Source organism: Blautia caccae, assembly GCF_040095955.1.
GTDB classification, from domain to species: Bacteria; Bacillota; Clostridia; order Lachnospirales; family Lachnospiraceae; genus Blautia; species Blautia celeris.
Genome location: NZ_JBBMFP010000015.1, coordinates 92,877 through 105,970 on the forward strand (window position 1 = coordinate 92,877; position 13,094 = coordinate 105,970).

Sequence of the window (13,094 nt, forward strand, 5' to 3'; positions counted from 1 at the left end):
CTGCCGGGAGGGACTGTGACCGCAGGGGCACGGTCCGGGACGCAGAGAGAGGAGACAGCATGAGTGAACGTTTAAGACCTTTGATACAGCGTGCAGTACTGGACATCGTGGAGTATGATTACCAGACCAGAACAGAAATGGTGCAGCTTAACCGGCAGATGCCGTTTTGTGTAATGTCCTATCTGAAAAGAGGAGAGGCCCTTCTGCGCATCCAGGACAGAGAGTACTGCTGCAGGGACGGAGATGCCATTTTCGTGCCTCCGAATGTGATCCATGACCATGTAAAGATGTCCAGGGAGGAGTCGGAATTTTTGTGGTGGCATTTTAACTTCAGGACAGCTTACAACATAGATGTGCTGAGTCTGCTCAAACTGCCCTGCAAAGTCCATATGGAAAACAGCAGCGAGTTTGAACAGAAATTCTTTGACTATATGGAAGCTATACAGAATGAAGAGACGATTGCCGATATGATATATAAAAATGCAAAAGCGCTTGAAGTCCTGGCATGCATCTTTGACAGCTTTCTGAAATCAGAAAAAACCCAGCTTGCACCGGATATTCCGGCGGTGTTTATGGATATTTTTGACGATATCTCCCAGAGACCCACAGCAGGCATGAATCTGAAGACACTGGCAGAGAAATACCACATGAATCCCACCTATATCTCCAACAAATTCAAGGAGTATTTCGGAATATCCCCTATTTTTCTGCAGAGAAATATGTTGTTTGAGAAGGCGAAGGACTATCTGCTGTCCTCTGCCATGAATATAAATGAGATTTCCGAGGAGCTGGGATTTTCCGAACATGCGGTGTTCACCAGGTTTTTCACGGAAAAGGCCGGAATCTCCCCAAAGGAGTTCAGAAATACAGGGTTTTAAACCTCAGCTACTGGGTATATTTTGTCTCCTCTTTCAGGTATTCCCGAAACTGGCTGGGTGTAAATCCCATGGCCCTGCGGAACTGGCTGCAGAAGGCAGCCGCATCCCGAAACCCGCAGGAGTAGGCAATCTCCGTGATGGTATACCGGGGTGAGCGCAGCATACTGGCAGCGGTGCGAAGCCGCAGACGCATCAGGTACTGTTTGGGTGAGATGTGTTCCTCCTCCATAAAAATGCGGTACAGATAAGAGCGGTCCACACCGATATAGGATGCAATATCAGAGATTCGTATATTGTAGCTGTAGTTGTTGTTCATATATTCCATGGCTTTTGCCAGATACTGGCGGGGATATTCTTCCCGTCCGGCCGGCTCCGGGCTCTGCATGGTGCCCAGGAGCTGGAAAAAATGTCCTAACAGAGTCAGGCTGTTCTGCCCCCGGGAGAGAAAGGAATCCAGAAGTTCCAGAACATGGGCAATGACAGCCTCTCTCTTTTTTTCGTCATCGGGACAGAAGTACACACAGGAGTTCCGGAAACATGTTCTCTCCAGCAGGTCTTTCGCACTCATGCCGTCAAATCCCACCCAGGCGTACCGCCACGGTTCCTTTTCGTCAGCCTGGTAATAGGTGGACTCCATGGGGGAGATGAGGAAAGCATCCCCTGCTTTCAGATGATAGGTCTCCCCGTTTCGCTTATAGATCCCCTTTCCGTCCAGCACCACGTGGATGAGATAGTGGGGACGGACAGCCGGGCCAAAGGCATGTCCGGGGGCGCATGGCTCGGTGCCGCAGAAATAGATGGACAGGGTACCGGATGGTTCTGGGTTCATTTTGCTCACTCCTTTATCCGAATAATTACCTACATGCAACATTTTTACAATTATAAGAAACAAATAAGATAGAAACTTTTCTGCTCTGATTATATAATAAGAACCATCAGAAAACAACAGAAACGGAGGAAATAATAAAATGGCTAAGATTACTTTTATGGGTGCAGGAAGCACCGTATTTGCAAGAAATGTACTTGGCGACTGTATGTGCAGCCCGGCACTGTGTGACAGTGAGATCGCATTATATGATATTGACAGAAAACGTCTGGAGGATTCCGAGATCATCCTCAATGCAATCAACAAAAATGTAAACGAGGGACGTGCACACATCAAAACTTATCTGGGCGTGGAGAACAGAAAAGAAGCGCTTCGGGATGCAACATTTGTTGTAGATGCTATCCAGGTGGGCGGATATGATCCCTGCACCATCACAGATTTTGAGATCCCGAAGAAATTCGGCCTTCGTCAGACCATTGCGGATACACTGGGAATCGGCGGTATCATGAGAGGGCTCCGTACCATTCCGGTACTGGAAGGTTTTGCAAGAGATATGGAAGAGGTCTGCCCGGACGCACTTTTCTTAAACTACACAAACCCCATGGGCATTCTGTCCGGATATATGCAGCGTTACACAGGCGTGAAGACCGTAGGTCTGTGCCACAGCGTTCAGGTATGTTCAGAGAAGCTGCTTGAAAAGCTGGATATGAAGGACAAGCTGGAAGGCCGTGTGGAGACCATTGCGGGTATCAACCATATGGCATGGCTGCTGGACATCAAGGATAAGGACGGCAATGATCTGTATCCGGAGATCCGCAGAAGAGCAGCAGAGATGAATGCAGCACAGAAACATGACGATATGGTTCGTTTTGAATATATCAAACACCTTGGATATTACTGCACAGAGTCCAGTGAGCACAATGCAGAGTACAATCCGTTCTTCATCAAATCCAAATATCCGGAACTGATCGAGAAATTCAATATTCCGCTGGATGAGTATCCGAGAAGATGTATTGAGCAGATCAAGGGATGGGAAGAGGAGAGAAACAGCATCCTCAAGGACGGTAAGATCACCCATGACAGAAGCAAGGAATATGCTTCCTATATTATGGAGGCAGTTGTGACCAACCAACCGTACAAGATCGGCGGCAATGTGATCAACAACGGTTCCATTGAGAACCTTCCGGCAGACGCCTGTGTGGAAGTTCCCTGCCTGGTTGACGGAACAGGTGTGAACCCCTGCAGAGTCGGAAGACTGCCGGTACAGCTTGCAGCCATGAACATGAGCAATATCAATGTACAGTTACTTACCATTGAAGCAGCAGCGACCAAGAAGAAAGAATACATCTACCAGGCTGCCATGATGGACCCGCATACAGGTGCAGAGCTGAGCATTGATGATATTGTGAAAATGTGTGACGAGCTTATTGACGCACACGGCGACTACATGAAAATGTACAAATAAAAAATCAAAATATACGGATATTCAAGGGTACTGCAGATTTGCGGTACCCTTTTGTTACTGTTCATATGCCACTGTCCCCCGAGGTGTTTTCAGGCCGGATTCTTCCCCGGTAAATATTAAATTTCAATAAATTAGGGAAATGGCATATTAATGCAGAAAATTCATGATATAATACTTTATCAAACAATGACTATGCCAAAAGTACACAGAATGCATGATGCCCGGAAGAATAAACGGCAGACGGCAAAAGCCGGCGGGCAGGTCTGGGAGACTTGTGTAAGGCGGATAAAGGAGAAAAACAGTATGGGATTCAATCCGATAAAAATGATGCAGGCCAGATCGGCCATGGCACAGTTTGAAAAACGCCATCCAAAAGTCCGGGGATTTCTGGAATCCGTATCCGCGGATGCACTTCAGGAGGGGACCGTGGTGGAAGTCAGCGTGACAACGCCCCAGGGAAAGAATTATATCACGAATATTAAAGTCACAAGGGAAGATATCGAGCTGTTTCAGGATGCCAGGCGCATAAGCCGGGGCCGGCAGCAGGAGAGAGAGCTATGATAAATCAAAAAGGGCAGTCCCGCCGGGAAGATACAGCTTCCGGCGGAACTGCCCGTAATTATTTTATTGGATTTCCAGTGTATCAACTGCCTCTTTGATCTGTTCCAGTGCCTTTAAGATCACATGGCGTGGGCTTCCCAGGTTCATCCGGAAGCAGCGCTCGCCCCCGTCACCGAACATGGAGCCTTTGTTCAGCCATACTTTGGCTTTGTGGATAAGAAATTCATCCAGGGCGTCACTGTCCATTCCGAGGGCGGAGAAATCCAGCCAGATCAGATAGGTGCCGTCCGGCTCCATGAGTTTGATCTGGGGCAGATTCTCTTTCAGGAAGCTGCGGACAAGTGAAACATTTCCTTCCAGGTATTCCAGCAGCTCATCCAGCCAGTTCTCGCCGTAAGTATAGGCTGCCTTGCAGGCATCCAGGGCGATGACATTGCCGGCCTCTATGCTGGCGCGTGAGATCTCTTTTTCAAAGGCTTTGCGGATCTCTTCATTCGGAATGAAGATGTTGGACAGGCCCAGGCCCGCAATATTGAAGGTTTTGCTGGGAGCAGTGCAGATAAGGCTGTGCTGGTTCATCTCCTCACTTACAGATGCCCACTCTGTGAAGGTGTGGCCCGGCAGGATGAAATCGTGGTGGATTTCATCGGCGACCACATAGACCTGATGGCGCAGACAGATATCCGCGATCTTCTCAAGCTCTTCCTTATCCCAGATACGGCCGCCCGGGTTGTGGGGCGTGCAGAGGACCAGCATTTTGACGTCCTCCTCAGCGATTTGGTGCTCCATTTCCTGAAAATCAATATGGAAACGGCCGTCCTCTCCGGTTTTCAGGCAGTGCTTCACTACCTTTCTGTTGTTGGCCACAAGTACATTCTTAAAGGGATGATAGACCGGCTGCATGATCATGACGCCGTCCCCCTCCTTCGTCAAAGCGCGCACAGCCGTGGCAATGGCGCAGACAACACCGGGGATGCGGACCATCCACTCCTCTTTCACATCCCAGCCGTGGCGTTTCAGCATCCAGGCGTGGATGGCTTCAAAATAATCATCGTGCACACCGGCATAGCCGAAGATACCGAATTTTCCGGCCTCCGCGATCACGTCACAGACTTCTTTGGGTGAGCGGAAATCCATGTCGGCTACCCACAGGGGGATAACGTCCTCCGGCACATGATATTCCTTTTTAAATGCGTGTTTTATGGAATTGGACCCGGTCCGGTCAATATATTCGTCGAAATTGTATTCTGGCATATCTTGTTCTCCTTTGCGTAACGGTATTTGCTTGCAACAGTATAACATTTTTTTTGAAAAATTCCTACCGGAAAAACATGATTCTGCAAGTTATACAAAGATAACTTCAATATTTCTGCAAAGTGCCGGAAGTATGTTTATTGCGGCATGAATAAGAAGATAGTATAATAGATATAATTATTATGTTGTAAATGGAGGGCAGGAGAATGAAAAATGTAGCAAAGGATTTTGAAAAATCCAGGGACTTTTTGATATGTATTGACTCTGATGGCTGTGCCATGGACACTATGGATGTAAAACATATGCGCTGCTTTGCGCCGTGCCTTGTGCATGAATGGGATCTGGGGGATTACAGGGAGGATATTGTACGGCTTTGGAGGAAGATCAACCTGCTGAGCAGAAGCCGGGGAATCAACCGGTTTAAGGGGCTGGCTAAGATTCTGGTGGAGATTAACGAGAATTACGCCAGGGTGGACGGTCTGGATGAGCTGATCTACTGGGTCCAGACAACAGATGAGCTGTCAGATGAAAGCCTCAGGGAGGCATATGAGAGAACAGACAGTATCTGCATGAAGAAAGCATTGGAGTGGTCAAGACTGGTCAATGATTCCATTGTGATGCTCTCCAACAGCAGAAAGTCACCCTTTGACGGTGTGGAGGATGCCCTGAAGCTCATGAAAGGCAAAGCTGATGTGGTGATCGTCACAGCCTCCAACGGCAAAGAGATCCGCAGGGAATGGGAGGACAGCGGTCTTATGGAATACGCAGATCTGCTTCTGTCCCAGGAGTCCGGCACAAAGGAGGCATGCCTTCAGTCCCTGACAGAGCGGGGCTATGAGAAAGACCATGTGCTCATGATCGGGGATGCCCCTGCAGACAAAATGGCGGCAGAGAGCACAGGTGTCCTGTTTTACCCTGTTCTGGCATACCAGGAGACGGAGTCCTGGGAGGAATTTGCGGAGAAAGGGCTGCAGCATTTCCTGGAGGGCACCTTTGCCGGAACCTACCAGGAGGCAAAAATAAAAGAATTTTACGCCAATCTGGACATATAACCGTCCGGAAGATAAATAATGGAGAAAGTACCTGTCAGATTCGGATGAAATTTTCCGTCTGGCGGGTCTTTTTTTGCGTGGAAAGCTCTTGGAAAAAGAATATGTGCCGGGAGAGCGGCACTTTGTGGGTAGAAAAATCTTGACAATAGGGCAGAGGGAGTGCTATTATAAAACCACAATGTTCATGAAAAGGAGAAAATATAATTACATGAATATACAAGAATACGACGTAATGAACGCAATTATAGATAAAGGCTACCACAACCAGAGAACCCTGTCAGAGAGCACAGGATATTCCCTGGGAAAAGTCAATCAGTCGCTGGCCGCTCTGGTGAAGGACGGGTATCTGAATAAGGAGTATACTCTGACAGACAGGGCAGTGGAGGAAATACAGCAGAAGAAGCCAAAGAACGCCATTATCCTGGCGGCTGGATACGGGGTGCGCATGGTCCCCATCAACCGTGAGATTCCCAAGGGACTCATAGAGGTAGGCGGAGAACCGCTTATAGAGCGCCTGATCCGGCAGCTTCATGAGGCGGGCATACATAAGATTGATATCGTTGTGGGATTTATGAAGGAGCAGTATGAATACCTGATTGACCAGTACGGCGTCAATCTGATCGTCAACCGGGAATATGGGGATAAGAACAATCTCCACTCCCTGAAGCTGGCGGCAGACAGGATTTCCAATACATATATCATTCCCTGTGATGTGTGGTGCAGCTTTAATCCTTTTTCCGACAGAGAACTGTATTCCTGGTATATGGTCACCGATCTGGTGGATGACGAGAGCGATGTGCGGGTGAACCGGAAGCTGGAGCTGGTGGCAGTGGATGCGGAGAAGAGCGGAAACGGCATGATAGGGATTGCCTATATTCTGGAACGGGACGCGGAGCGGCTCAGAACCAGGATCCGGGAGTTGACCGGGAGAAAATCCTTCAACAATGCGTTCTGGGAGGCGGCCCTTATGGACAGGGAGAAGATGACAGTCTCCGCCAGAGTGGTTCCGGCCAGGGAAGTGTATGAGATCAATACATATGAGCAGCTCAGAGAGCTGGACGAGGAGTCAAAGCAGCTCAACTCCGGAATTCTGCAGGAGATCGCAGGGGCACTGGACTGTGAATTGAAAGAGATTGAACAGATAGAGGTTTTGAAGAAGGGCATGACAAACCGTTCCTTCCGGTTTTCCTGCAGGGGCAGGAGCTATATTATGAGAATCCCGGGGGAGGGAACCGAACAGCTCATCAACCGCAGGCAGGAATATGAGGTGTATCAGGTCATAAAGGATTTAAAGCTCAGCGATACCATCCGTTACTTTGACCCGGACAGCGGCTGCAAGCTGACGGAGTACCTGGAAGGCGCCAGGTGCTGCGACTCGGAAAACCCTGAGGATGTGAAGAAGTGCATGAAGGTGCTGAGGAAATTCCACAGCAGCGGCCTTAAGGCGGGACATACCTTTGATATCTTTGAGAGGATTGAGTTCTACGAGAGTCTGTGGAAAGGAGAGCCATCCTGTTACCGCGACTACGACAGGACCAAGGAAAAGGTATATGAATTAAAGAAATATATTGACGAACAGCCCAAGAACTGGATTCTGTGCCATATAGACTCAGTTCCGGATAATTTCCTGATGCAGGGTGAGGGGGAGAATGAGAAAATATCCCTGATCGACTGGGAGTATGCCGGCATGCAGGATGAGGATGTGGATATTGCCATGTTCGCCATTTATGCCCTGTACGAGAAGGATAAGGTGGACGAGCTGATAGATGCCTACTATACGGAAGGGTGCAGGGAAGAGGTAAGGCTTAAGATATACGCCTACATTGCGGTCTGCGGCTTTTTGTGGAGCAACTGGTGTGAGTTCAAGAGGCATGAAGGCGTGGAGTTCGGGGAATACTCTCTGAGACAGTACGGATATGCAAAAGAATATTACAGGTATGTAAAGCAGGGATTGGAAGGAGAACAGTGATATGTCTTATCAGGCAGAAAATGCAGTGATTCTGGCAGCGGGTCTGTCCAGCAGATTTGCCCCGATCTCATATGAGATGCCCAAAGCTCTGATTCCCGTCAGAGGTGAAGTGTTGATCGAACGTCAGATCTGCCAGCTCCGCGAGGCGGGTATTGATGAAGTGATCGTGGTGACGGGCTACAAGGCAGAAATGTTTGAGTATCTGAAGGAAAAGCTGGGTGTCACTCTGGTCCACAACCCGGAGTATGACAGGAAGAACAACCACAGCTCCATCTACGCGGTGAGGGAATATCTGCACAATACCTATATATGCTGCGCAGATAATTACTTTAATGAGAACCCTTTTGAGAAGATGGCGGACGGCAGCTTTTACTCCGCTCTTTACGCGGAGGGCGAGACGAATGAGTGGTGTATGCAGGAAAATGAGGAGGGAATCATCACCTCAGTGGTGATCGGAGGCAGGGATTCCTGGTACATGAACGGCCCTGCCTTCTGGACAGAGGAGTACACCCGGCAGTTTCTGGAGATTCTGGATGAGGCGTACGGGAAGCCGGAGACTGCGGAAAAATTGTGGGAGAATATCTATCTGGAGAACATAGAGAAGCTTCCCATGAAACTGAAAAAATGTGATGAGAGGAATATCTACGAGTTCGATTCCCTGGAGGAGCTGCGGGAATTTGACAGTGTCTACAGGGATCATTCCGGTTCCCGCATCATGGAATACATAGCAGAGACGCTGGGATGCAGGGAAAGTGAGATACACAGTATCAATCCGGCAAAGCGCGCGGACGGTTCCGTATCAGGCATACAGTTTCTGGCACCGGGCGGTGCCTACCAGTACGATTACGAAGCAGGAAATATCGCCAGATATGCAATGCAGGGAAGCGGCAGGTCATAGGCCTGAAAGCAGCAGGGCAGTCCGGTGTGTGGTTTTGAAAGAATGGAGAGTATAAGATGATTACAGGTTTGGCAGCAGGTATCTTCTGGGCGGCAGATACCATTATTTTGGGAATCGCCCTTGCTATGACACCTTTTGTGAGCACGGAACAGGCAATTTTTCTGGCACCTTTTGTGAGTACCTTTCTGCATGATTTCTGCTCTGCAGTATGGATGCTTTTCTATATGGGAGTCAGAAAACAGATGAAAAACGTGGTGCGGGCACTGAAGACCAGGAGCGGCAAATTCATTATACTGGGTGCTCTGTTCGGCGGGCCGATTGGTATGACCGGGTATGTATTTGCCATCAAGTACCTGGGTGCGACCTACACAGCCATGATCTCCGCCATGTTTCCGGCATTGGGCGCGGTATTATCCTATATTTTCCTGAAAGAGCGGATGAAGCCTGTTCAGATCGCGGGATTTATTGTGAGTATCGGCGGTATGGTGGCCCTTGGATATACACCGGGCGGCAGTCAGATCAGCAATTTCGGACTGGGATTTGCGTGCGCGCTACTCTGTGTGGTGGGCTGGGCTGTTGAGGTGGTGATCTGTGCTTACGGCATGAAGGACCCGAATGTGAACAACGAACATGCCCTGATGATCCGTCAGATGACCAGCGCTGTTTTCTATGGGGCTGTGATCCTCACGGTCATTAAGGGATGGGGATTCACCGCGGATATTGCGTTTACAAAAACTACGGCGATCATTCTCATATCCGCATTTTTCGGCACAGCTTCTTACCTGTGCTACTATAAAGCCATCAACACACTGGGAGCCGCCAGAGGCATGGCTCTGGATATTACATACTCTGCCTGGTCCATCGTGCTGGCACTTGTGTTCCTGGGCCAGATGCCGGATGTGAAGAGCGTCATCTGCGGGATCGTGATCCTGCTGGGTTCACTTACGGCAGCGGCTGATTTAAAGGAAGTCTTTGGGATGAAGACGAAAACAGCATAGATTAAAAATAACAAAAAATGTATAGTTTCCTCTATTTTACAAATACTACATTTAACTGCCAAAGTTACCATTCGTTCAGGCGAAGGTGAAGTTAAAGAAGATAAATGTCATAGTGTAAAATGGAGGAAATTTTTTTATGAAAGCTACAGGTATAGTCAGAAGAATCGACGATTTGGGGCGTGTGGTAATTCCGAAAGAAATCAGAAGAACACTGCGTATAAGAGAGAGTGACCCCCTGGAGATTTTTACGGACCGGGAAGGGGAGATCATCCTGAAAAAATATTCACCCATTGGAGAGCTTGGGAATTTTGCAAAGGAGTATGCAGAGAGCCTGGCCCAGGTAGCCGGATGTATGGTATGCATCTGTGACCATGACCAGGTGATCGCCGCTGCAGGAAGCGGTTCCAAGGAATATTTGGGAAAAAGGATACATTCTGAGCTGGAGGATGTGATCGCTGACAGGGGAAATGATGTTGTCACAGACAAGGGGTTCCTGAAAGTGGTGGAGGATGACCGGTATGATTACAGTTCACAGGCATACAGCACCATCACATGCGCCGGGGACAGCATCGGCATTGTGATCCTGCTTGGAAGAGAGGGCGGCAGGGCATTTACGGAGACAGAGCTGAAGCTTGCCCAGGCGGCTTCCGGATTTCTGGGACGTCAGATGGAACAGTAGGGAAAAGAAAAAACAGTGCACCTGCCCGGAATCGGTAAGAGGGATTCGGGGACAGGTGCATTTTTCATGTACAAATCTTTATTCGATGGCAGCTTCGCCCATCTCCTCCAGAAGTCTGGATTTGATCGCGTACAGCTTGTCAGATAAGTCCACGTAGACTTCCTGGGGATTGACGAGACGCATGGTCTCACTCCAGAGAGTTTCTTTTTCTTTGGCGCATATATCGCGGATCTCCATGACGGAGGGGGAGGTGTAGACACATTCACCCTTCAGGAATACAGGAACCAGAAGTTCGCGCAGTGTATAGGTGCCGCCGGCAATCTTGGTCTTCTTCCAGGTAGCCATGGGGTCAAAAATGATCATGTCTTTTTCCGTGTCAAAGGTCTCGTCCGCCAGGCAGATCAGGTCCGCCCGGATTTTACCGGTGGCCTTGTCATATATCCGGTAAACGGTCTTGTTTCCCGGGTTTGTCACCTTTTCTACATTTTCGGAAAGCTTGATCTTGGGAACAAAGTCCTCGTCATCCTTTTCCTTTATGGCAGCCAGCTTGTACACACCGCCGAAAGCCGGATGGCCGTTGGAGGTGATCAGATTGGTGCCCACGCCCCAGGAATTGATCTTGGCTCCCTGGGCCTTCAGGCTGTCGATCAGGTACTCGTCCAGATCGCTGGAGGCGGAGATAATGGCGTCCTCAAAACCGGCGTCAGCCAGCATCTTGTAGGCTTGTTTGGAGAGGTAGGCAAGGTCACCGCTGTCAATGCGGATACCGTAGCCTTTCAGCTCTATGCCCTCCTCCTGCATTTCCTTAAATACACGGATGGCATTGGGCACGCCGGAATCCAGCACGTCATAGGTATCCACCAGCAGAATGCAGGCATTGGGGTACTGTTTTGCGTATGCCTTAAACGCGGTGTACTCGTCAGGGAAACTCATGATCCAGCTATGGGCATGGGTTCCTTTTACGGGCACGTCGAACATCTGACCGGTCAGCACATTGGAAGTTCCGATACAGCCGCCGATCATAGCGGCTCTGGCGCCGTAGATTCCCGCGTCCGGGCCCTGAGCGCGGCGCAGGCCGAATTCCATGATTCCGTCCCCTTTGGCAGCATATACCACCCGTGAGGCCTTTGTGGCGATCAGGCTCTGGTGGTTCAGAATGTTCAGCAGAGCTGTCTCAATAAGCTGGGCCTCCATAACAGGGGCAATGACCTTCACAAGAGGTTCCCTTGGGAAGATTACGGTCCCCTCCGGAATGGCGTAGATATCACCTGTAAAATGGAAGCCCCGCAGGTATTCCAGGAAATCTGCGTCGAAGATCTTCAGAGATTTCAGGTAGTCGATGTCATCCGGGGTGAAGTGGAGGTCGCGAATATATTCGATAATCTGTTCAAGTCCGGCAGCAATGGCGTATCCTCCGTCACACGGATTTTTTCGGTAAAAGGCATCGAAAACGACTACCTGGTCAGTAGGGTTCTTAAAATAGCCCTGCATCATGGTCAGCTCATATAAATCGGTCAGTAATGTTAAATTCAAAGCTCTCATACTATAGTGCTCCTTTGCAATAGCTTTATCTGTCTGCCTTCCCTTGAAAATCAGTCTGTTCTCCGGGATTGCGTCAGCCTTGGTGATATTATAGCACTTTTTGTGCAAAATGCAAGGATACACTGGCATTTTGCCGGATTGTTTGGTGTATTTTCGTTACTGTTCACATACCACTGTCCCGCGAGGTGTTTTCAGGCCGAAGGCATGAAAATCCCGAGGCAGCCAGCGCGATGTGGAGCAAAATGCTCCATATCTGTGCATCGCGAAGCGTGTTGCTGGGCACGCAGTGAACAGTAACATATTTTCGTCTAATTATAACAAGTAGTATTCTTCCAGGGTCAAACCGGTGAGGGACAGGTAAAGGGCAAGGGGGTCCCCTACATAGCGGATATGCCAGGGCTCATAGGGAAATCCGGTGACCGACTCCTTTCCTTTTGGGTAGCGGAGGATAAAACCGAAGTGGGAGGCATAGGTATTGAGCCATTTGCCCTCCGGCGTCAGGGCGAAGGTCTCCTCCAGCTCGTAGTTTTCAGAGGGACAGGATACATCCAGGGCAAGGCCTGTCTGGTGTTCACTGCATCCCGGAGGCGCTACAGCGGTCATGGAGGTGTTTTTCGCAAGAGCTGCCCGGTACAGTTCACTTTGGCGGGTGTAGGGACGGTAGCCTGAGATACCGCACAGACAGAGGCCCTCCTCCCGGGCACGGGCAAACAGTTTTTCAGCGGCTGCGGCTGCCTCCCTGACCAGGAGCCGTTTGGCGTCACCGGGAGGTGCTTGAAAGGGAATCGCGGGTTCAGTCAGATTTTGCGGAATGCAGCCTTTTGGCAGGGGGCGCTCCCGATTGACCAGTATGGAAAATTTCGACATGGATTGACCAGCCTTATTATTCGTATTCAACCAGTATTCTATGCAGAGGGAGGAGAAAAAAACACTGCTCCAGGATAGTATTGGGAAATATTTTGTAGTATACTG

Annotated in this window: 12 protein-coding genes; 8 read left to right on the top strand and 4 right to left on the bottom strand. The window is 49.4% G+C overall.

Features of this window, described 5'->3' with window-relative positions:
- The first annotated feature begins 59 nt into the window (after positions 1-59).
- Positions 60-878 carry an AraC family transcriptional regulator gene (locus tag WMO65_RS16555; protein WP_130179757.1) on the top strand — a complete coding sequence of 273 codons (819 nt, stop codon included), beginning with the start codon at positions 60-62 and terminating at the stop codon, positions 876-878.
- A 7-nt stretch (positions 879-885) separates the two neighbouring features.
- Here the strand turns inward: WMO65_RS16555 and WMO65_RS16560 are convergent, their stop codons facing one another.
- Positions 886-1,707: an AraC family transcriptional regulator gene (locus WMO65_RS16560; protein WP_103732500.1), complete on the bottom strand. Its 822-nt coding sequence runs from the start codon at positions 1,705-1,707 to the stop codon at positions 886-888.
- A gap of 139 nt (positions 1,708-1,846) precedes the next feature.
- Between WMO65_RS16560 and WMO65_RS16565 the strand changes: the two genes are divergently transcribed.
- Both WMO65_RS16565 and WMO65_RS16570 read left to right on the top strand, forming a co-directional pair.
- Positions 1,847-3,169 (top strand): alpha-glucosidase/alpha-galactosidase, encoded by a 1,323-nt coding sequence (locus WMO65_RS16565; protein ID WP_033144188.1) that lies wholly within the window; start codon positions 1,847-1,849, stop codon positions 3,167-3,169.
- A 303-nt stretch (positions 3,170-3,472) separates the two neighbouring features.
- Positions 3,473-3,730: a hypothetical protein gene (locus WMO65_RS16570; protein WP_033144189.1), complete on the top strand. Its 258-nt coding sequence runs from the start codon at positions 3,473-3,475 to the stop codon at positions 3,728-3,730.
- A gap of 63 nt (positions 3,731-3,793) precedes the next feature.
- Here WMO65_RS16570 and WMO65_RS16575 read toward each other — a convergent pair whose 3' ends face one another.
- Positions 3,794-4,984 carry a MalY/PatB family protein gene (locus WMO65_RS16575; protein ID WP_148391805.1) on the bottom strand — a complete coding sequence of 397 codons (1,191 nt, stop codon included), beginning with the start codon at positions 4,982-4,984 and terminating at the stop codon, positions 3,794-3,796.
- A 206-nt stretch (positions 4,985-5,190) separates the two neighbouring features.
- Between WMO65_RS16575 and WMO65_RS16580 the strand changes: the two genes are divergently transcribed.
- The 5 genes from WMO65_RS16580 (at position 5,191) to spoVT (ending at position 10,580) form a co-directional block, all read left to right on the top strand.
- The gene (locus WMO65_RS16580; protein WP_103732252.1) at positions 5,191-6,036 is read left to right on the top strand and encodes an HAD family hydrolase; all 846 of its coding nucleotides are present in this window, start codon (positions 5,191-5,193) and stop codon (positions 6,034-6,036) included.
- Between the two features lie 208 nt (positions 6,037-6,244).
- Positions 6,245-8,005: a phosphotransferase gene (locus tag WMO65_RS16585; protein ID WP_148391806.1), complete on the top strand. Its 1,761-nt coding sequence runs from the start codon at positions 6,245-6,247 to the stop codon at positions 8,003-8,005.
- A gap of 1 nt (position 8,006) precedes the next feature.
- Positions 8,007-8,903 (top strand): NTP transferase domain-containing protein, encoded by an 897-nt coding sequence (locus WMO65_RS16590; protein WP_148391807.1) that lies wholly within the window; start codon positions 8,007-8,009, stop codon positions 8,901-8,903.
- 56 nt (positions 8,904-8,959) lie between these two features.
- Positions 8,960-9,901 (top strand): DMT family transporter, encoded by a 942-nt coding sequence (locus WMO65_RS16595; RefSeq protein WP_148391808.1) that lies wholly within the window; start codon positions 8,960-8,962, stop codon positions 9,899-9,901.
- 136 nt (positions 9,902-10,037) lie between these two features.
- A complete protein-coding gene (spoVT, locus tag WMO65_RS16600; protein ID WP_033144051.1) occupies positions 10,038-10,580 on the top strand; it encodes a stage V sporulation protein T in 543 nt (180 codons plus the stop codon).
- A gap of 78 nt (positions 10,581-10,658) precedes the next feature.
- Here the strand turns inward: spoVT and WMO65_RS16605 are convergent, their stop codons facing one another.
- Positions 10,659-12,122 carry a nicotinate phosphoribosyltransferase gene (locus WMO65_RS16605; protein WP_033144060.1) on the bottom strand — a complete coding sequence of 488 codons (1,464 nt, stop codon included), beginning with the start codon at positions 12,120-12,122 and terminating at the stop codon, positions 10,659-10,661.
- 312 nt (positions 12,123-12,434) lie between these two features.
- Positions 12,435-12,989 (bottom strand): M15 family metallopeptidase, encoded by a 555-nt coding sequence (locus tag WMO65_RS16610; RefSeq protein ID WP_148391809.1) that lies wholly within the window; start codon positions 12,987-12,989, stop codon positions 12,435-12,437.
- Positions 12,990-13,094: the final 105 nt, after the last annotated feature.